Source organism: Amycolatopsis sp. NPDC051061, from assembly GCF_040682935.1.
In the GTDB taxonomy this organism is placed as follows: Bacteria; Actinomycetota; Actinomycetes; order Mycobacteriales; family Pseudonocardiaceae; genus Amycolatopsis.
The window spans coordinates 97,328-117,141 of record NZ_JBFBBZ010000010.1 but is presented as its reverse complement, the minus strand read 5'-3'; the positions used below and the strand labels follow the sequence as shown (position 1 = coordinate 117,141).

16 protein-coding genes and 1 pseudogene are annotated in these 19,814 nt (G+C 73.1%); 10 read left to right on the top strand and 7 right to left on the bottom strand.

The window, feature by feature from the left end; translation table 11 throughout:
* Window positions 1–17: 17 nt before the first annotated feature.
* Window positions 18–1,415 carry an MFS transporter gene (locus tag AB0N03_RS16005; protein WP_364371328.1) on the bottom strand — a complete coding sequence of 466 codons (1,398 nt, stop codon included), beginning with the start codon at window positions 1,413–1,415 and terminating at the stop codon, window positions 18–20.
* Window positions 1,412–3,406 carry an MMPL family transporter gene (locus AB0N03_RS16000; RefSeq protein ID WP_364371325.1) on the bottom strand — a complete coding sequence of 665 codons (1,995 nt, stop codon included), beginning with the start codon at window positions 3,404–3,406 and terminating at the stop codon, window positions 1,412–1,414. The genes AB0N03_RS16005 and AB0N03_RS16000 overlap by 4 nt, the downstream gene beginning before the upstream one ends.
* Window positions 3,407–3,651: 245 nt before the next feature.
* Between AB0N03_RS16000 and AB0N03_RS15995 the strand changes: the two genes are divergently transcribed.
* The 3 genes from AB0N03_RS15995 to AB0N03_RS15985 all read left to right on the top strand — a co-directional run bounded on the left by AB0N03_RS15995 (window position 3,652) and on the right by AB0N03_RS15985 (window position 6,750).
* On the top strand, window positions 3,652–4,887 hold the full coding sequence (locus tag AB0N03_RS15995) for a helix-turn-helix domain-containing protein (RefSeq protein WP_364371322.1): 1,236 nt from the start codon (window positions 3,652–3,654) through the stop codon (window positions 4,885–4,887).
* A 66-nt stretch (window positions 4,888–4,953) separates the two neighbouring features.
* Window positions 4,954–5,988, top strand: coding sequence for an aldose epimerase family protein (locus AB0N03_RS15990; RefSeq protein ID WP_364371319.1), 1,035 nt, complete (start codon window positions 4,954–4,956; stop codon window positions 5,986–5,988).
* Between the two features lie 48 nt (window positions 5,989–6,036).
* Window positions 6,037–6,750, top strand: coding sequence for a transporter substrate-binding domain-containing protein (locus tag AB0N03_RS15985; RefSeq protein ID WP_364371316.1), 714 nt, complete (start codon window positions 6,037–6,039; stop codon window positions 6,748–6,750).
* Window positions 6,751–6,795: 45 nt separating this feature from the next.
* On the opposite strand, the gene AB0N03_RS15980 is transcribed toward AB0N03_RS15985, so the two are convergent.
* Window positions 6,796–7,746, bottom strand: a complete 951-nt coding sequence (locus AB0N03_RS15980) for a TIGR03557 family F420-dependent LLM class oxidoreductase (protein ID WP_364371313.1) — start codon at window positions 7,744–7,746, stop codon at window positions 6,796–6,798.
* A gap of 214 nt (window positions 7,747–7,960) precedes the next feature.
* Between AB0N03_RS15980 and AB0N03_RS15975 the strand changes: the two genes are divergently transcribed.
* The 3 genes from AB0N03_RS15975 (at window position 7,961) to AB0N03_RS15965 (ending at window position 12,133) form a co-directional block, all read left to right on the top strand.
* On the top strand, window positions 7,961–9,544 hold the full coding sequence (locus tag AB0N03_RS15975; protein ID WP_364371310.1) for an AMP-binding protein: 1,584 nt from the start codon (window positions 7,961–7,963) through the stop codon (window positions 9,542–9,544).
* Between the two features lie 435 nt (window positions 9,545–9,979).
* Window positions 9,980–11,074: a DnaJ domain-containing protein gene (locus AB0N03_RS15970; RefSeq protein WP_364371663.1), complete on the top strand. Its 1,095-nt coding sequence runs from the start codon at window positions 9,980–9,982 to the stop codon at window positions 11,072–11,074.
* Between the two features lie 375 nt (window positions 11,075–11,449).
* Window positions 11,450–12,133 carry a LysE family transporter gene (locus AB0N03_RS15965; RefSeq protein WP_364371307.1) on the top strand — a complete coding sequence of 228 codons (684 nt, stop codon included), beginning with the start codon at window positions 11,450–11,452 and terminating at the stop codon, window positions 12,131–12,133.
* A gap of 48 nt (window positions 12,134–12,181) precedes the next feature.
* Here AB0N03_RS15965 and AB0N03_RS15960 read toward each other — a convergent pair whose 3' ends face one another.
* Window positions 12,182–14,641: a M14 family zinc carboxypeptidase gene (locus AB0N03_RS15960; RefSeq protein ID WP_364371305.1), complete on the bottom strand. Its 2,460-nt coding sequence runs from the start codon at window positions 14,639–14,641 to the stop codon at window positions 12,182–12,184.
* Window positions 14,642–14,850: 209 nt separating this feature from the next.
* On the opposite strand from AB0N03_RS15960, the gene AB0N03_RS15955 reads away from it, so the two are divergent.
* Window positions 14,851–15,501, top strand: coding sequence for a DUF998 domain-containing protein (locus AB0N03_RS15955; RefSeq protein ID WP_364371302.1), 651 nt, complete (start codon window positions 14,851–14,853; stop codon window positions 15,499–15,501).
* On the opposite strand, the gene AB0N03_RS15950 is transcribed toward AB0N03_RS15955, so the two are convergent.
* Window positions 15,489–16,346: a LysR family transcriptional regulator gene (locus tag AB0N03_RS15950; RefSeq protein WP_364371300.1), complete on the bottom strand. Its 858-nt coding sequence runs from the start codon at window positions 16,344–16,346 to the stop codon at window positions 15,489–15,491. The two genes, AB0N03_RS15955 and AB0N03_RS15950, sit on opposite strands and share 13 nt — an antisense overlap.
* A gap of 68 nt (window positions 16,347–16,414) precedes the next feature.
* Between AB0N03_RS15950 and AB0N03_RS15945 the strand changes: the two genes are divergently transcribed.
* Window positions 16,415–17,374, top strand: coding sequence for an EamA family transporter (locus tag AB0N03_RS15945; RefSeq protein WP_364371297.1), 960 nt, complete (start codon window positions 16,415–16,417; stop codon window positions 17,372–17,374).
* A 49-nt stretch (window positions 17,375–17,423) separates the two neighbouring features.
* Here the strand turns inward: AB0N03_RS15945 and AB0N03_RS15940 are convergent.
* Both AB0N03_RS15940 and AB0N03_RS15935 read right to left on the bottom strand, forming a co-directional pair.
* Window positions 17,424–17,555: pseudogene (locus tag AB0N03_RS15940) on the bottom strand (polyketide cyclase); the annotation flags it as partial.
* A 51-nt stretch (window positions 17,556–17,606) separates the two neighbouring features.
* Window positions 17,607–17,789 carry a hypothetical protein gene (locus AB0N03_RS15935; RefSeq protein ID WP_364371294.1) on the bottom strand — a complete coding sequence of 61 codons (183 nt, stop codon included), beginning with the start codon at window positions 17,787–17,789 and terminating at the stop codon, window positions 17,607–17,609.
* Window positions 17,790–17,870: 81 nt separating this feature from the next.
* On the opposite strand from AB0N03_RS15935, the gene AB0N03_RS15930 reads away from it, so the two are divergent.
* Entirely contained in the window at window positions 17,871–19,175 is a 1,305-nt protein-coding gene (locus AB0N03_RS15930; protein WP_364371660.1) for a cytochrome P450, read from the top strand.
* A complete protein-coding gene (locus AB0N03_RS15925) occupies window positions 19,172–19,813 on the top strand; it encodes a TetR/AcrR family transcriptional regulator C-terminal domain-containing protein (RefSeq protein WP_364371291.1) in 642 nt (213 codons plus the stop codon). The genes AB0N03_RS15930 and AB0N03_RS15925 overlap by 4 nt, the downstream gene beginning before the upstream one ends.
* The last annotated feature ends 1 nt before the right edge of the window (window position 19,814 follow it).

The window sequence follows — 19,814 nt, the reverse complement described above, 5'->3', positions numbered from 1 at the left end:
ACTCACCGGCACACGGATTACGGCACCGCGCGTTTGTCACGCGGCGACGAGGTCGGGGCGGACGGGCTTCGCAACACGCGCACGGCCAGCAGCGCGCCGGCGAGCGTCAGCCCGGCCGCGGCGAGGAGACCGGCGGTGTACCCCGCGGCCAGCGCCGCTCCCGGCGGAGCGCCCGCGTCGAGCCGCATCGCCCGCACCGCCGTCAGGACGGCGCCGATCAGCGCGACGCCCAGCGCGCTCGACAGCTCGCGCGACGCCGTGAGCAGCCCGGACGCGGTGCCGGACCGCCGTTCGGCCACGACGTCCAGCGCGTGCGACGTCAACGGCGTCGTGAACGCCGAACCGGCCCCGATCAGCACCAGCCCGGGAACTCGCGGGAGAACCGCCGGGACGTGGTTCACGGCGGCGAGCGCCAGCAGTCCGCCGGCGACCACGGCGAGCCCGGCCGCGACCGTCCGATGGGGACCGAACCGGGCCACCGCCCCCGGGACCAGCGGCGTCGCGGCCACCACCGCGACCGCGACGAGCGCCAGCGGCAACCCCGCCCGGACCGGGTCGAGGCCGAGGAACTCCTGGTGCAGCAAGGGCGTGAAGAAGACGATGCCCGAGATCCCGAGCCCCCACAGCACCTGCACGGCGAGCGAGCCGGCGAACACCCGGTTGCCGGTCAGGTCGGGCGGCACCAGCCGGTCCCGGGCCCGCCGCTCCCGCACCACGAACCCCGCGCCGAGCGCGGCTCCGGCGACCAGCAGCGCGAGCCCGGTCCGCGGGTCGTCGCCCCACGAGACGAGCGCGGCGGTGAGGAGGACCAGGCTCGCCGTCACGACGGCCATCGCCCCGATGGCGGGCCGCGGACCGGGCGGCTCGCGACCCACCGGCACCGTCCCCGGCAGCAGGGCGAGCATCGCCGCCACGAACGGGAGGTTGACGAAGAAGATCCAGGCCCAGCCGAAGTATTCGCTCAGCAGCCCGCCGAGTGCCGGACCCAGCGCGAGCGCGGCGGCCAGGCACGCCGTCCAGACGGCGGCGCCGAGCGTCCGGCCCCGCGCGTCGAGGTTCGAGCGCAGCAGGCTCAGCAGACCGGGCACCAGGAACGCCGCCGCCGCGCCCTGCAGCACCCGGGCGGCGACGAGCAGGCCCACCGAGCCGGCCAACCCACCGGCAGCCGCGCCGATCCCGAACGCGAGCAGCCCGGCCAGCAGCGCCGGGCGCCGGCCCCAGCGGTCGATCAGGGTACCCGCCACCAGGAGCAGGCCGGCGAACGGGAGCATGTAGCCGAGGGCGACCCACTGCAGCGTCCCGAGGTCCAGCCCGAGGTCGCGGGCGATCGAGGGCGCGCCGGCCGCGACGATCGTGTTGTCCAGGGTCGTCACGAACGCGCCGAGCGCGAGCAGCACCAGGGTCCGCCGGGTCATCGCGCACTCCCCACCAGCTCGCGGGCGGCTGGAGCGCGCGAACGGCGCGGGAACCACCAGTTGGCTTCGCCGAGCCACGCCATCACCGCCGGGACCAGCACGCACCGGACGACGACGGCGTCGAGGAGCACGGCGACGGTCAGCCCCACCCCGGCTTCCCGCACGACGCGGGCGTCCACGAAGGCGAACGCCACGAACACCAGGGCCATGATCAGCGCGGCCGCGGTGATGGTCCGGCCGGTCGCCGCGACGCCGTCGACGATCGCGGCCCGGGTGTCACCGCGGCGGCGCCAAGCCTCTTGGATGCGCGCGATGAGGAAGACTTCGTAGTCCATCGACAGGCCGAACAGCCCGGCGAACAGGAACACCGGCAGGTACGGCTCGATCGGGCCGCCGAAGGCGAACACGACCGCGCCCGTCGTCGCGGCCGCGGTCAGCAGGTTCATCGCCGCCGCCGTCAGCGGGATCACCACGCTGCGGAACACCCAGGCGAGCAGCAGCACCGAGATGCCGACGACGCTGAAGAGGAACAGCGGGAGCCGCGCGGTGATGGCCGCGGAGAAGTCGGCCCGGGCCGCGACGAGCCCGCCGACGTGCGCGTCCGGGCCGCCGATCGTCGTGGCGATCGACCTCGCCCAGGTCAGCAGCTCGCCGGTGGCCGGGTCGTCGGGCGCGGTGTGCGGGGTGACCGTGAGCAGCCAGCCGCCGGCGGGCAGCGTCGCGGGCGGCCCGACCTCGGCACGGGCGAGGAGTGCCTCGCGCAGCGTGCCCAGCGACGGATCGCCCGTGCCCACCACCAGCAGCGGAGCGCCGGCGCCCGGCCCGAACCCGTCTCGCAGGAGCTCGGCGGCCGTGCGCGTCACGCTGCCGGGCGGGTCGAGGGCGGCGTCCGGCACGCCGAGCCGCAGGCCGGTCATCGGCAGGGCGAGCACGGCCACGACCAGCAGCGCCGCGAGCGTGCACGGGCCCGGCCGCCCGGTCACCGAACGCGCGAGCCGGGCCCAGCGGCGGCCACTGCCCTCCGCCGGGATCCGCATCCGCGCGGCCACCGGCCGCAGCAACGCGGGCAGCAGCGTCAGCGCGGCGGACGCGGTGAGCAGCACGGAAACCGCCGCGGCGACGGCGATCCCGTCGAGGAACGGCAAGCCGACGGTCAGCATGCCGGCCAGCGAGACGCACACGGTGACGCCGGCGAAGACCACGCTGCGGCCCGATGTCGCCGCCGCGACGGCCAGCGCCGCTGCGGGGTCCGCGCCTTCCCGGCGGCCCTGCCGGTAGCGGGTGAGCACGAACAGGGCGTAGTCGACGCCGACCCCGAGCCCGAGCAGCGCGGCGATCTCGGTGCTGATCTTCGGGACGGTCATGACGTGCGACAACAGCGTCACGACGGCGAGGGCGCAGCCGACCGGCACCGACGCGGTGAGGACCGGGAGCAGGACGCACGCCGCCGAGCGGAACGTCACCAGCAGCACGACGGCCGCGGCGAGCAGGCCGAGCGCGGCGTTGCCCAGGTCCGGCGCGGCCGCCGTCATCGCGGCGAGCTCCCCCGACGCGCCGGCGGTGAGGTCGCCGGCGTCCCGGACGACGGCCGCGAAGGCGTCCGCCGTGCCCTGGCCGAGGTCGGCGGCCGGCGCGTCGAACCGGACGGTCAGGACCGCGGTCCGGTGGTCGTCCGCCATCTGACCGGGCGGCGGCCCGACGGCCACGACGTGCGGGAGCACCGCCAACCGGGCGGCGAACGCGTCGAGCCGGACACGGCCGGTCCCGGTGTCGATCGGGCTGTCGGGCGCGCGGACGACGACGTGTTCCTCGGTGCCGGTGCTGTGCAGGAGCCGGGCCGCGGCGGTGCTGTCCGCGGCGGGCAGGTCGACCGTGTCACGGAAATCCGCGCCGGTGTGCACCACGGCGGCGACCAGCCCGGCCAGCGCCGTCAGCCACAGCACGACCACCACGCCGGACCAGCGGAAAGACCACGAAACGACGGCTGTCATCCCGTTCTCCTTCCGCTTCCGTTGTTGATCACGCTAACAACGGAATGGGTCGCGAAGATACGGGCCGGGCTCACAAATCGGATCGGGAAAACCCTTGCGCCCGTGAGTGTTCCGCCGCTTGTCGGACGCGTGACAAATTCGCGCGAAACCCTTGGTCACCTCGTGACAGATGCGGGTCCGGCGGTTGCCAATCTCGTTTTCGTGTGAGTTCATGACGTGCGCGCCGATGCGGAGAGGGGTGGCCCATGACCCGGACGGTCACCGTCCCGCACCCCCGCGGCACCGGCCGGGCGCAGCAGTTGTGGTGGTCGCTGCCGACCGCGCTCGCCCGGCGGTTCCGGCCGCACGCCGACCCCCTCGCCCGGCGGATCCTCGAAGAGATCCAGCGGGCCGTGCCCGAATACGCCAAGCCCCTGGAGGGCGCATTCGGGAAGATGATCGTGCTGGCCATCGAACAGGCCGTGCTCAGCTGCATCGACAGCATCGACTCCCTGCCGTCCACAGAGGACAATTGGCCGAAGTTGTTCCGCGAGGTCGGAAAGCGCGTTCACCACGACGGCGGCAGCCTGAACTCGCTGCAGGCGGCCTACCGCGCGGGCGGCCGAGCCGCGTGGCGCTACATCGCGGAGCTGGGCCAGGCGCACCGGTTCCCGGCGGCCGTGCTGTGCGTCGGCGCGGAGGCGATTTTCGCCTACGTGGAAGAGATTTCGTCGTACTCGGTCGAGGGGTACACGCTGGCGCAGGCGATGGCGACCGGCACGCTCGAACGCCGTCGCCGCCGGCTGCTCGAACTCCTCCTGTCCACGCCGCCGTCGTCCCCGGCGACGATCGCGACGATGGCGGAGGCCGCGAAGTGGGCCATGCCGGGGTGGGTCACGGTCGTCGCGCTCGACCCGCGCAGCGATCAGCACCTGACGCCGGCCCCGCAGGTCGCCGACGACGTCCTGCTCGACCTCGAAGGCACCGAGCCCTGCCTGCTGACCCCGAACCCGGACCGCGACCTGCGGGGCCTCGAAGGCCGGCTGCCGGGCTGGCGCGCGGCGGTCGGGCCCCGGGTCCGGCCGGCCGACGCGGCGACGTCGGCACTGTGGGCGCGCCGCACGCTCGACCTGGTCCGCCGCGGCCTGGTCGGCGACGGCGCGGTGACCCACACGGCCGATCACCTGGCGACGCACTGGCTGCTGCTGGACCGGTTCCTGCTCGACCAGCTGTCGGCGAAGACCCTGGCGCCGTTCGCGGGCCTGACGGTGAAGCAGCAGGCCCGTCTCGCGGAGACGTTGCTGAGCTGGCTGGAGCACAACGGGAACACCCCCGACATCGCACAGGCGCTGGGCGTCCACCCGCAGACGGTGCGCTACCGCGTGAGCCAGCTGAGCGACCTCTTCGGCGACCGGCTGACGGATCCGGCGCAGCGCCTGGAGATCCAGATGGCGCTGCGGGCGCACCAGCTGCTGGGCACGCCGCCGCCGGGTGAGCACTGACCCTTGACCGAGCGGTGCGGCTCCCGCATGCTGTTAGCGCTAACAGCGCTTGCGGAGGGCTCACCGATGACGCTTACCGAACTCAGCCGGGAGCTCTTCGGGCGCGCCGGCGGTACCGACGTCCACCGGTACACCCTCTCCCGGCCCGGCGGGCTCACCGTCCGCGTGCTCGACTACGGCGGCGTCATCCAGTCGGTGGCAGCCCCGGACCTTTCCGGGCGGCGGGCCGACGTCGTGCTGGGCCACCCCGACCTCGACGGGTACGTCGCGAACAACCGGCCCGGCGCCGCGCGGGTCTTCCTCGGTGCGGTGATCGGCCGGTACGCCAACCGGATCGCCGGCGGCGCGTTCGCCCTCGACGGCGTCCTGCACCGCGTGCCGGTGAACGACGGGAAGAACAGCCTGCACGGCGGCCCCGCGGGGTTCGACACGCGGGTGTGGTCCGCGACGCCGGTCGGCGACGGCGTGCGGTTCACGCTGGTCAGCCCGGACGGCGACCAGGGCTACCCCGGCCGGCTCGCGGTGGACGTCACCTATCGCCTCGACTCGCGGCTGCGCATCACCTACCGCGCGACCACGGACGCGCCGACGGTCGTGAACCTGACCAACCACACGTACTGGAACCTGGCCGGCGGCGGTTCCGTGTACGACCACTCGCTGTCGATCACCGGCCGCCACTATTGCCCGACCGACGAGGACCTGATCCCGGCGGGCGACCCGGCGCCGGTCGACGGGACCCCGTTCGACTTCCGCCGCCCGACGCCGATCGGCGCCCGCCTCGGCGAGCCCGACCCGCAGCTGGCGATCGGACGCGGCTACGACCACAACTGGGTCCTCGACGACGGCGCGCCGTTCGCCGCCCGGGCCTGGGAGCCGACGTCCGGGCGGCTGCTCACGATGTGGACGACCGAGCCGGGCCTGCAGTTCTATTCGGGCAACCACCTCGCGAGTCCGGGCGCCGGGTTCGCGCTGGAGGCCCAGCACTTCCCGGACTCGCCGAACCGGCCGGACTTCCCGAGCACGGTGCTCCGGCCGGGCGAGGTCTACCACCAGGAGACGGCCTTCGAGCTGACGACGTCGGAGCGGCCGCCGGTGGCGTGAGCAACTCTCGCCCTTTTCCGGCCGCCCTCGCCGCTACCCTCGCGGGTCATGGGAGATCTTTCCGCCGACCTCGCGCCCACCGGCGTCCTGCGCGCCGCCATCAACCTCGGCAACCCGGTGCTCGCCCACGGGACGCCGGACGAGCCTGGCGGCATCACGGTCGACCTCGCACGCGAGGTGGCGGCACGGCTGGACGTGCCGGTGGAGTTCGTCTGCTTCGACGCGGCGCGGAAGTCGTTCGAGGCGCTGACCTCGGGCGTGGCCGACCTCGGTTTCCTGGCGATCGAGCCGGCGCGCGCGGCCTCGGTGGCCTTCACCGCGCCGTACGTCGTCATCGAAGGCGTGTACGTGGTCGCCTCGGATTCGCCGATCGGCACGCCCGCGGACGTCGACCGGCCGGGCGTCCGGATCGGCGTGAAGCAGGGGTCGGCCTACGACTTGTTCCTGACGCGGACCCTTGCGCACGCGACGGTCGTGCGCGGCTCGGACGGCGTCGTCGCGTTCGAAGAGCAGAGTCTCGAAGTGGCGGCCGGGATTCGGCAGCCGATGACCGCGTATGTCTCCTCGCACTCGGGAACGCGGGTGGTTCCAGAGCGGTTCATGCAGATCCAGCAGGCTGTCGGCACCACGCCGGCTCGCCGTCCTTCGACGGTCGCGTTCCTGCGTGACCTGGTCGAAGAGCTGAAGGCGAACGGGTTCGTCGCCGGCGCGTTGCGCCGCGCGAACCAGCCGGACGCGACGGTCGCGCCGCCCGCGGACTGAGCCGCGTCCTCCCCGCGCGGCCGGGCTTCTGTCCCTTGAGGACGGTCAGAGGCGCGGCAGCACCTGCGTCCGCCAGGCTTCGAAGAACTTCTCCTGGTCCGGGCCGATCTGCTGGACGTACACCTCGTCGAACCCGGCGTCGGCGAACTCGCGAACGGCTTCGACGTGCCGGTCCGCGTCCGGGCCGCAGGGGAACTGCTCGCGGACCATGTCCTCGGTGACCAGGCTCGCCGCGGCCGCGTAGTCGGCCGGGGTGGGGAGGGTCGAGGGGAGCTTGCCGGGCAGGAGTTCGTTGCGCCAGCGTTGGTGGGCGGTGCGGACACCGTCCTCTTCGGACTCGGCCCAGCAGACCTTCAGGCCGCCCTGCACCGGCTTGTCGCCGCCCCCGCCTTCGCGGTACTGCCGGACGAGGCCGGCGTCGGGCATGACGGTGCAGAAGCCGTCGCCCGCCCGGGCGGCGAGGTCGGTGGCCGCCGGGCCGAACGCGGAGACGTAGATGGGCACCGGCTCGTCGGGCACGGTGTAGAGCCGCGCGTGGTCGACGGTGTAGTACCGGCCTCGGTGGTTGACCTCTTTGCCGGCGTGCAGCTGCCGGATGACGTCGATGGCCTCTTCGAGCATCTCGAGCCGCACCGCGGGCGGCGGCCACTGCGCACCGGTGACGTGCTCGTTGAGCGCTTCGCCGGTGCCCACCCCGAGCACGAACCGGCCTTCGCACTGCACCGCCGCGGTGGCGGCGGCCTGCGCGACGACGGCGGGGTGCATCCGGATGATCGGGCAGGTCACCGCGGTGGAGATCGGCAGCGAGGTCACCTCGCTCAGCGCGCCGATGACCGACCAGACGAAGGGGCTGTTGCCCTGCTCGTCGAGCCAGGGGTGGAAGTGGTCGGAGATCCACAGCCGCTCGAACCCGGCGGCCTCCGCGAGCCGGGCCTGACGGACCAGCTCGCGGGGAGAGAACTCTTCGGAGGAGAGGAAGTACCCGACGCTCACCATGATCGGTGGCTACCACGGTGGCCGGGCCTGAAACCCGCCCACCGGGTGGTAGCGGGCGGGGCCTGCAGCGATCGGCTGTCACTCTGCGCGGCCCGCGGTCCACGGAGCGATATCGCTTTTTCGTCGCCGCCGTCAGAGGTGCGGCATCGCGCCTTCTCGACGGTCGCAACGAGTGCTACGTTTCTCATGGTCCAGGCCGATCCGAGGAGCTGCGATGACGCTTACTCCCAGCGCTCACACCGACTCGTTCTGCCGTGACCGGCTGCCGCCCGCGGAACAGTGGCCGCGGCTCGTCTTCGACCTGCCCGAGCTGGCCTACCCCGACCGGCTCAACGCCGCCACCGCCCTGCTCGACGGCACCGTCGACCGCCTCGGCGCCGACCGGCCCTGCCTGCGCTCGCTCGACGAGACGTGGAGCTACGGCGACGTCCTCGCGCGCGCCAACCGGATCGCGCACGTCCTCACCGCCGAACTCGGGGTGGTGCCCGGGAACCGCGTGCTGCTGCGCGGCACCAACACGCCGTGGCTGGCAGCGTGCTGGCTGGGCGTGCTCAAGGCCGGCGCCGTCGCCGTCTCCACCATGCCGATGCTGCGCCGCCACGAGCTCGACAAGATCGTCGACCGGGCGCGGCCGGCCGTCGCGCTCTGCGACGAGCGCCTGCTCGACGAGCTGCCGCCCGGGCTGCCCGTCGTCTCCTACGGCACCGAGCTCGCCGGACGCTGCGCGCGGCACCCGGCGGCCTTCGACGACGTGCCGACCGCCGCCGACGACGTCGCGCTGCTCGCGTTCACCTCCGGCACCACCGGGACGCCCAAGGCGACGATGCACTTCCACCGCGACCTGCTGGCCATCGCCGACACGTTCTCGCGGCACGTCGTGCGCCCCACCGCGGACGACCTCTTCTGCGGCACCCCTCCCCTCGCGTTCACCTTCGGCCTCGGCGGTCTGCTGGTCTTCCCCCTGCACGCCGGCGCGTCCGTGCTCCTCGTGGAACGCGCCACCCCCAAGGAGCTGGCCTCGATCGTCGCCGAGCGGTCGGTGACCGTGCTGTTCACGGCGCCGACCGCGTACCGCGCGATCCTCGGCTCCGGCGACGGCCCCCTCCTGAAAGGGGTGCGCCGCGCCGTCTCCGCCGGGGAAGCCCTGCCCGCCGCCGTGGCCGAGCAGTACCGCGACATCGTCGGCCGCCCGCTCATCGACGGCATCGGCAGCACGGAGATGCTGCACGTCTTCATCTCCGCCGCCGACGACGCCGTGCGTCCCGGCACGACCGGCACCGTCGTGCCCGGGTTCCGCGCCGCCGTCCTGGACATCGACGGCACGCCCACACCCGACGGCACGCCCGGGCTGCTCGCCGTGCAGGGCCCGACCGGCTGCCGCTACCTCGAGGACCCGCGGCAGGCCGGCTACGTCCGCGACGGCTGGAACATCACCGGCGACACCTACGTCCGCGAACCCGACGGCTACTTCCGGTTCGTGGCGCGCAGCGACGACATGATCGTCTCCTCGGGCTACAACATCGCCGCTCCCGAGGTCGAAGAGGTGCTGCTCGGCCACCCGGACGTCGAGGAGTGCGCGGTCGTCGGCACGCCCGACCCGGACCGGGGCGCGGTCGTGACCGCCTTCGTCGTGCTCCGGCCCGGCGCCACCCCGGGCCCGGACCTCGTGCACGCCCTGCAGGAGCACGCCAAAGCCGTTGCGGCGCCGTACAAGTACCCGCGCCGGGTACGGTTCATCGACGCGCTGCCGCGCAACGCGAGCGGGAAGCTGCAGCGCTTCCTGCTGCGCGAGCGGTGACGGGGGTGACGGGCCCGCTGCCGAGGTGGGGTGGCGGTGGGCCCGTCACGTCTGGGGATTGCCGGGGACATGCCTCCATCCTAGCCGCGGATTCGAACACCTGTTCCCGTCCCTTCGGGTGAATTCCCGCTACGAACCGTCACGGTCACTCCGACGTTTCGCGCCGCGGCAACACTTCCGAGTGACGCGAGGTCCTCAATGGACACTCACCGACCACGGCAAACGCGCCGGAAACCCCGTCCGGGTGCCCGTCACGCGATCCACCGGTGGCGGCGGACCACGCGCGCGAACCTCCCGCCGTCCGCGGTAAAACTCCGCACACCGCACTGACCTGCGCCGGAGGACCATCACCCCGACGCGCCGCCGAGGCGGTGAACGAGCCGGAAACCGGGTCCCATAAAGTCTTCGCGCAGCCATCCGGAGGTGAACGCCCGAGTGCCCGAGGTCGACTACTACGAGGTGCTCGGCGTCCGCCGGGACGCCACGGCGGCCGACGTCAAGGCGGCCTACCGCCGGCTGGCGAAGACCATGCACCCGGACGGCGGCGGGACCGTCGGCACGTTCCGGCTGCTCCGCGAGGCCTACGACGTCCTGAGCGACCCGGTCGCCCGCGCGCGGTACGACTCCGGCGGCGCCACCGTGGTGCCCGTCCCGGCCCGGCCACGCCCCCGGCGGCGCTTCGGGGACGAGCCCGGTTTCGTCCCCGACCTGCCCGAACTGGACGCCGAGGATCTCGGCTGGTGGCACTTCGCCGGGCAGGACACCCGGATGCGCCACGGCCGCCGCCGCGGGCCCGGGCACACGCCGGTGGTCGCCGCGGTGGGCGGGATGGTGCTGGTGCTGCTGCCGCTGGTCACGGGGGTGGGGTTCAGCACGCCGGTGCTGATCGTCTGGCTGCTGCTGACCGCCGGCACCGCGCTGCTCGTGCAGCGCCTGGCCCGCGGCTACCTGCGGGCGAACAAGGCCCGCGAGGCGTACGCCGAGGAGTTCGGCGGCCGCACCGTGTTCGGCGCCCCCGGGACCGAGCGCGACGAGCTGGCCGAACGGCTCACCGCCGACCTGCTCGAGGGCTACCTGACCCGGCTGCCCGGCGCGCGGATCTTCCACGGGCTCGCGTGGCCGGGTTCGGTGTTCGCCGACGTCGACCACGCCGTGCTGTGCGGCAAGCGCCTGGTGCTCATCGAGTCGAAGCTGTGGCTGCCCGGCCACTACGAGACGGCCGAGGACGGCAGGCTGCTGCGCAACGGCCGGCCGTTCCGCGGCGGCGGCAGCCGGCTCGCCGAGAGCCTCGCCGCCTACCGCGACCTGCTGCCGGGGGTGGCGCTGCGCGGCGCGATGATCGTGTACCCGAGCCGCAGCGGGGACCTGACCACGGCCGACCCGGGAGACTTGCCCGCCGCGCCGATGACGCCGGAGGAGTTCCTGCACGAGATCGGCGAGTGGCTGGCCGCAGATCCGTCTACTGTGGACCACCAGGCGTTGCGGACGATGCGCGACCAGGTGGTCGGCGGGGGTGGGCGGGCGGCCTGAGCCCCGGCGCGATGCCGGGCCGGGCCGCGTGCCGGCTCGAGCGGCTCGGGCCGGACGGCGGCTGGTGGCACGGCGCGGCCACCCTCCGGCGACCAGCGTGGGCCGAGGGCGGTGTCGTGAGCCCACCTGGCACGGCGTGGGCCGGACGGTGACGTAAACCCACCTGGCCCGGCGCAGTCCACCTCCCGGCAACCGGCGTGGGCCGAGGACTGTGCCGAGAACCCGCCTGGCACGGCGTGGGCCGGACGGTGACGTAAACCCACCTGGCCCGGCGCAGTCCACCTCCCGGCAACCGGCATCGGCCCGGGTGGCGTCCAAAACCGCCTCACCCGGCACGGCCGATCCACCTCCCGGCGGCCGTGCGAGGCTGGCGGGGTGACTCCCGCCGCCACGCTGGGGACCGTGCTGCTGGCCTACCTCCCGGCGGCCGTCTCGCCCGGCCCGAACTTCGTGCTCATCGCGCACACCGCCGCGGCCGGTACTCGCCGGGCCGCGGTGGCGGTCGCGCTCGGGGTGATCGCCGCCGGTGGGGTGCTGGCCGCCGTTGCCGTCTTCGGGCTGGGCGGTGTGCTCGCCCGGGCGCCGTGGCTGGCCGCCGTCCTGCGCGTGGTCTGCGGTGGCTATCTGGCCTGGCTCGGGGTACGGCTGTGGCTGCGAGCCCGCGAACCAGAGGCGGCAGCGCCACCGCAGGCCGCGAATGACTCATTCGCGGCGCCGGAGGTCCCGAATGAGTCATTCGCGACCTCCGAAAAAGCGGCCCGCCTCGAAACCCCCAACCCCTTCCGCCAAGGCGTGGTCAGCAACCTGACCAACCCGAAAGCCGCCGCGTTCTTCGGCAGCGTGCTCACCGCGGCCCTCCCGCCGACTGAACCCACCGCCGTCAAAGCCGCGGCCGTCGCCCTCATCCTCCTGACCTCGACCGCCTGGCACCTGTCGGTCGCCCTGCTGTTCTCCGCTCCCGCCACCCAGCGCTGGTACGCCCGCGCGAAACCCACCCTCAACCGCGTCGTCGGCACGATTCTCGTGGTCCTCGGCGTCATCCTCGCCGTAACGCCGTGAAGGCCTCCCCACGAAGTGAGGAGGCCTTCACGAGCGAACCAGACAGAACTACCGGGCCCCACCCGAAGCGCGCTGCTTCTGCGCGTGCGCGGAGCGGGTGCAGACCTCGCCGACGTCGACCGTCTGGCCGCGATCGGCGTACACGTCCGCCACGCCCACGAGCTGACCCCGAGGCGACGTGCAGGTCAGCTGGTAGGCCTCCTTCGGCCCGTACGTCGGCGGGATCGGCGACGCGAACGACACGTCCCCGGTCCAGTCGTCGACCGCGGCCGGGTCGGCCTGGTCGTAGTTGACCACCACGGCGCGGTAGTCGCCGGCCGGCGGGTCGAACAGCACGGCGTGCTCGGACGTCGTGCCGCCGTTCGCCGACGAGCTGACCAGGTTGCCCGCCGCGTCGTAGATGAACAGGTCCCAGTCGGTCGCCGTGTTCGCCCAGTTGATGTTCACGCTGAACTTCCCGTTGTCGACCTGGGGCAGGCCGTTGACGTGGAACGTGAACGAGTCACCCGCCGGGTCGGCCGGGTAGTTCTGGTTGATCGGCGGCACGCCGGCCGGGTTGGTCACCGGCTGCCCCTGCTGCGCCGGGCCCTGGGGGTCGCGCCCGTAGCGGCCGGCCACGTACGGCCGGGTCGACGGGTTGACCGACCAGGCGAAGCGCCCGCCGGTGGTCGTGAACTTCGAGTTCAGGTCGTCGGTGACGTAGATCGGCGGCTTGGTGGAGCCGTCGGGCTGGATCACCGGCGACGTCGGCGTCTGGAACGTCTTGTGCAGCTTGAGCTGGTAGCCCTTGGGCGCCGAGCCGATCAGCGTCGAGTGCTGCTGCGGGTCGGCCGCGCTGCCCAGCTGGTCCAGCAGCGCCTGGCGGTTGCCACCCTTGCCCGCACCGGACGACGGCGCGAGGCCTTCGTACTCGGCGACGACGCTGTCGGCGTAGGGACCGTGGAAGCCGTTGCCGCCGACCTCGATCGTGAAGCCCCAGCCGCCGGTGGCCCAGTACGACCAGTCCTCGGTGCTGCCGGTGGTGTCGTACAGCGCCCAGCTCGGCTGGCTGATGTAGCCGTTGCGCGACGCCATCTTGTCGCCGAGGGCCTTGTAGGCCGGCTCCTCCAGCGGCGGGCGGACGTCGGCCACGCCCGGCGGGCGCAACACCAGCGCGGCGACGGTGTGCATCGTCATCAGGTTGGTCACCTGGCGCGAGGACACGATCGAGCGCACGTTGCGGACCTCGGGCTCGCTGAACGGCGCGGACCCGCGGAAGGTGTCGCCGCTCCAGGCGATCTCGGCGCCGGCGCCGCCCCAGAAGCCCGCGTAGTTGCGGTTCGGGTCGGTGCCGCGGAGGCGGCCGCCGGGGTTGGCCTTGCAGACGCCGGTGGCGTACTGCGGCGGCGAGTCGTTGACGTTGCAGTTCTTGCGCTTCATTTCGTAGTCGAACCGGGTGAAGTCGCCCTTCGGCTCGGCCTCGCGGGAGATCTCGAAGCCGTCCGGGTTGATGATCGGCACGACGATGTTGCGGGTCTTGCCGACGAGGCTGCGGATCGCGGCGTCGTGCGCGTAGCCGTTGATCAGCTCGTACGCCCACTCCATGACGTGCTCGCCGGCCGGCCACTCCCGGGCGTGGTGCACGCCCATGGTGAAGTTCACCGGCTTGCCGTCGGTGACGTTCTTGACGTCGGTGGCGATCTCGACGCCGACGACGTCCCGGCCTTCCCAGGTCGACTCCGGCATGGTGAACGCCGAGACGAGGCCGGGGTTCTTGCGGGCCAGCTCCTTCATCTCGTAGTTGTAGTCGTAGAGGTGCCGGTAGCTGGTGCGCCCGGACGGCAGCGCCGAGGCGGCGGTCTTCGCGGCGTACTGGCGGTCGGTCTTCGCGTCCTGGACCGACTTGGCCGAGAGGTCGGCTTCGATCACCTTCGACTTGAAGCCGCTGTTCTTGAGCACCTGGCGGTCGGCGTCGTCGGCGAGGACGACCTCGATCCCGGTCGCGTCACCCTTCTCGGTGACGTCGAGGCCCAAGCCGGTGAGCTTGTTCTTGTCGGCGCGCGTCGGCGTCTCGACCCGGACCAGCTGCGCCTTCTGCGCGGTCGTCGGCGTGCCCTGCGGGGTCAGCGCGAGGAAGTCGACGCCGAGCTGGGCCCGGTCGGCCGAGCCGCCGTAGCGGCAGCCCTGGACGACGAGCTCCTGGCCCTTCTTCACGAAGCTTTCGGCGAGTTCGTGGGTGCGCAACGCCGCGGAGGCAGCGACCACCGCGCCCGTCACCTTGTCGAACACGGCGACGTCCCAGTCGCCTTCGGTGCCCGAGGCCGGCTTCAGCCGGGCCTGGACGAGCCCGTCCACAGTGGACGTGACCTCACGGCGATCGGTGCCCGAAGTGCCCTTGGGCAGCACTTTCGCGAAGCACGAGCGCGGTGCCGACTTGTCGGCACGCAGGATGTTCTGAGCGGCGCCGGCGGTACCGGCCGGTAACGTGACGAACGCCGCCGACAGCGCGACGACCGAAGCCGCCAGCACCAGTCTTCTTGGTGAATTCCCCACAGGCAAAGACCTCCTTGACGAGGCCGGCACAGCACGGACGTACCGGTAGCGAGTGACCGTAATGGACGAAAACAGGCTGCGGTAACCGCCGTAAGTCGTACAGCCTTCACCCGGTTTTCACGCCTCCGATCGTCCGAACGGACATTTCACCGGGAGTTCAACCGCCGGTCGGCTACTCTCGGTTCATGGTCACGGTCCCTGCGCGACGGACGTCGCTCGCGGTTTCGCTGAGCGGTATCGCCGCCCTCGCGATCGGCGCCGCGCTGGTGCTGCTGCTGCAGGTCATCCCGCCGACCGACGAGATCAGCGCGACCCGCCGCACGATCAGCGAGTACGGGCTGTCGGACCACAAGTGGTTGTTCGACCTCGCGGTGATCCTGGTGGCCCTGGGCTCGGCGGCCGGGCTCGCCGTCCTGCACAGCCAACGGCGACTGCCCGTGCCCGCGGCCTTCCTGGGTACATTGTGGACGGTCGGACTGCTGGTCATCGTGGCCTTCCCGAAGCCGGACTGGGCCACGGTCTCGCGCTCGGACTTCGGCGGCACGCTGCACCGGATCGCGAGCGTGGTGGCCTTCGTCGCGCTCCCGCTGGCCGTGCTGGTCGCGGCACGCGCGGCGTTTCCCGACTCCCCTGGCCGCCGGTGGCTCGCCCGCGTGCCGGCGATCGCGTCGCTGGCCTGGTTCACGGTGATCCTCGGGGCGGTCGTGGTCGCCGCGGTGGACGGCGGCCGCTGGTGGACGCTCATCCCGCTCGGCCTCGTGGAACGCGGGATGGCGCTGACCGAGCTGGTCGCGCTGGGCGTCCTGCTCGCTCCAGCGCGTTCTCAGGCGCGGTAGAGCTCCGTCAGCAGGGCGGCGGCCAGGTGCGTCGCCGGATGTGCGTCGCGGTGGCGCCAGATCAGCCGGACCGGCACGCGGTCCGCGTCGCGCAGCGGCCGGTAGCGGATGCCGTCGCGCCGGTACTGCGCCGCGGTCGCCTCGGGGGTGACGCCGACGCAGCGCCCGGTCGCGATGGCCGCCAGCCAGTCGTCGATGTCGTGGGTGTACTCCACCGCCGGCCGGGCGTCTTCGGGCCACAGGTCCAGGGTCGTGGTGCCGGTGCGCCGGTCGACGACGAGCGTGCGGTCGCCCAGCTCGGCGAACCCGATCACCCGGCGCCGCGCCCACGGGTCGTCGGACGCGAGGGCGATGCACCGGCGTTCCCGGCCGACGAGCACGTGGGCGTACCGGCGGGTGTCGACGGCGGTGCGGACGACGGCCAGATCGCAGCGCCCCTCGGCCAGGCCACCGGTCGCCGTGTTGGTCCGCACCAGCTGCAGCTCGACGTCGGGGTACCGGTCGTGCCAGCGCCGCTGGAACTCCGGGGTGTGCCGCCCCACGGCCGACCACGCGTGCCCGAGCCGGAGCCGGGTGTGCCCGGTCGTGACCTCGTGCACGAGCGTCTCGGCGTCGGCCAGCAGGACCCGCGCCCGGGCGAGGACCGTGACGCCGGCCGTCGTGGGCTCGACGGTCCGGCTCGTGCGGTGCAGCAGCCGCACGCCGAGGACCCGCTCCAGCGCGAGCAGCGTCCGCGACACCGTCGCCTGGGAGACGCCGAGCTCGATCGCGGCGTCGGTGAAGCTCCCGGTGTCCACGACCGCGACGAGGTGCCGCAGGTGACGCAGCTCCAGCGAGGCATCCATGCGTCCAGCGTATAGCCGACGTGTCGGATGCATTTTGTGTATGCACCCTCCGCCCTGATAGTCGGGGCATGAAAAGCGAAGGACGCTGGCGCGGGGCGGCGCTGATGACGGGCAGCGGGCTGTCCAACCAGGTCGGGGCGTCGGTCGCGGCCCTGGCTTTCCCCCAGCTCGGGCCGGCGGGCGTCGTCGCCGTCCGCCAGTGGGTCGCGGCCGTCGTCCTGCTCGTGACCGCACGGCCGCGGCTGCGCGGGTTCTCCGCGGCGCAGTGGCGGCTCGTCCTGGCCCTGGCGCTGGTGTTCGGGACGATGAACCTCTCGCTGTACAGCGCGGTCGACCGCGTCGGCCTCGGCTTGGCCGTCACGCTGGAGTTCCTCGGCCCGCTGGCCGTCGCCCTCGCCGGGTCACGACGGCGCGGCGACCTGCTGTGCGCGCTGGTCGCGGCGGCGGCCGTCGTGGTCCTGGTCCGGCCGCGGCCGAGCACGGACTACCTCGGCATCGGCCTGGCGCTGCTCGCCGCCGCGTGCTGGGCGGGCTACATCCTGCTCAACCGCGCGGTGGGCGCGCACATCCCCGGCGTCGCGGGCGCGGCGGCCGCCGCGGGCGCGTCCGGGCTGGCGTACGTGCCGGTCGGCATCTGGGCGATGATCGCGCACCGGCCGGGCCTCGGCGCCGTCCTGGCCGCGGTGACCGCCGGCGTCCTGTCGTCGGCCGTGCCGATGCTGGCCGACCTGCTGACGCTGCGCCGGGTCCCGGCCTCGGTGTTCGGCACGGTGATGAGCGTGAACCCGGTCCTGGCGGCGCTGGCCGGCCTGCTGGTCCTCGGCCAGCGCCTCGACGCGCTTTCCTGGGCGGCGATCGGCGTGATCGTCGCGGTCAACGTTCTCGCTGTGACAACACCGGCTCCGTCGTCTCCGTCAGCCGCGGATCCGGCCGCTCCCCCGACATCGCCAGGAAGCCCCGTGCCACCCGGAGCAGCAGCGGCCAGTTCTTCGGGTTCTTCTTGTCCACCCCGCCGATCAGCTGCTTGAGCATCGAGAGCGTGTCGAAGTAGATGCGCTCGCAGACGAGCTTCTCGTCGGCGTCGAACACGAAGTAGGCCGTCATGCGGACGCGGAAGCGGGACCCGGTCGCCGGGATCGCGCCGAGCGGGCCGAGGTGCGTGCCCAGCAGCCAGAACTCGACGACGACCGCGTCGGCGCTGTGCCGCAGGGCGATCAGCTCGTGGTGCTGGTCGGGGAACGCGGTGCGCGTGTCCTGGTATTAGCCGCGGACGGCGCCGTCGCCGTCGTGGACGGTCATCGTCGCGACGACCTCGTAGTGCGGGTGCGGGAACGTCGAGAGCGTGGCGTCCCAGTCCTGGGTGACCTCGTCGCGGAAGTGGTCGAGCACCAGCTTCTGCCGGGCCGCGAGGACTTCGGGCCCGGGGATGGCGAACTCGGTCATCGAGGCTCCTTGAATCTACGCCGTAGATAATTCACGATAACCTACACTGTAGGCACGCTGAAGGAAGAGGACGTCGTGACGGTGCTCGACGCAGCTCTGGCCCGGGCGAAGCCCGCCATCCGGTGGGGCCTCGGCCACGCGCTTCCCCGGACCGTGCTGCGCCGCGAAGCCCGGCGCGGCGACCTCCAGGGGCGGATGGTCGTCGCCGCGGCCGACGGGCGCGACCTGACCGCGCTGTTCGAGGAGATCCGCGCCGCCGGCCCGCTCGCCCGCACCCGCTTCGGCTGGATGACCACCACGCACGCCGCGGTCCGGGAAGTGCTGTCCGGCGACGACTTCCGCGTCGGCGTCCTCGGTTCCGACGGCTCGCCGCTCGGCCGGCTCATCGAGTGGTCGGCCGGCGAGCACCTGCACCCGGTGCGGCCGCCGTCGCTGCTCGCGGTCAACCCGCCCGAGCACACGCGCTACCGCAAGCTGGTCACCGGCGTGTTCACCGTGCGCGCCGTCGAGCAGCTGCGCGGCCGCGTCCAGGAGATCGCGGACGGCCTGCTCGACGGGCTCGACCCCGGCCGCCCGCTCGACCTCGTCGAGTCCTACTGCGGTTTGCTCCCGGTGACGGTCATCAGCGAGATCCTCGGCGTGCCGCCGTCCGACCTCGGCAAGGTGCTGTCGCTGGGCGCGGCCGCCGCGCCCAGCCTCGACCTCGGACTGGGCTGGCGCACGTTCCGCCACGTCGAGACCGCGCTGGGCGAGTTCGACGCCTGGCTCGGCGAGCACCTCGCCCACCTGCGCCGGAACCCCGGCAAGGACCTGTTCAGCAAGCTCGTCGCGGCCCGCGACGACGGTGTCGGCCTCACCGAGACGGAGCTGAAGTCCACCGCGGGCCTGGTGCTGGCAGCCGGGTTCGAGACGACCGTCAACCTGCTCGGTAGCGGGATCGCCCTGCTCGCGGGCGATCCCGGGCAGCTCGCCGTGCTGCGCGAGCGGCCGGAGCTGTGGGGCAACGCCGTCGAGGAGGTCCTGCGGTACGACCCGCCGGTCCTGCTGACCGGCCGGCTGGCGACGCGCGCCACCGAAGTCGCCGGGGTTTCCCTGCCGCGCGGGGCGCTGGTGACCACCGTGCTGGCCGGCGCGAACCGCGACCCGTCGGTGTTCGCCGATCCGGGCACTTTCGACGTCACGCGGGACGGCGCGCGCGACCACGTGTCCTTCGGCGCCGGCCGCCACCACTGCCTGGGCGCTTCCCTCGCGCGCATGGAAGGCGAGATCGGGCTGCGCACGATCTTCGACCGGTTCCCCGGCCTGCGCGTGCTGCCCGGCGGCCGGCGCCGGGAGACGCGGATCCTGCGCGGCTACGAAACCCTGCCCGCGGTGCTCTCCCCGTGACGGCCCGGCGGGGGCGTCCGCCCAGGGACGCGGACGTTTTGTCGCGCGCGCGGATCCTGAAGGAGGCGCTCGCGCTCGTCGACGAAGAGGGCCTCGAAGCGGTCAGCATGCGCAAGCTCGCGCGCCGGCTCGGGGTCGACCCGATGAGCCTGTACAACCACGTCGACGGCAAGGACGCCCTGCTGGACGGGGTCGCCGAGGTCCTGCTGGCCGCGATCCCCTCGCCGCCACCGGGAACGGGCCTGCGGGAGACGATGTCCGCGCTGGCACACGGGTTCCGGGCCGCGATGCTCGGCCACCCGCGCGCGGCGCCGCTCGTGCTCACCCGCCGGCTCGCCTCGATGACGGCGCTCGCGCCGGTGGAGGCGGTGCTCGGCCCGCTGCTCGCGGCGGGCTACCCGCCGGACCGCGCGGTGCACGGGCTGCGGGCGGTCTTGGCGTTCCTGATCGGGACGCTGATGCGGGAGGTCGACGCGGCACCGACGTTCAGCGGTACCGGCGACCCGGGCCGGCTCGCGGACCTGACGGGGTCGGGGCTGCCCGCGGTCGTCGCGGCGGCGCCGTACCTCGCGGTGTGCGACCACGAAACGGAGTTCGAGTTCGGGCTGGACATCCTGCTCGACGCGCTCGCGCCGTGAC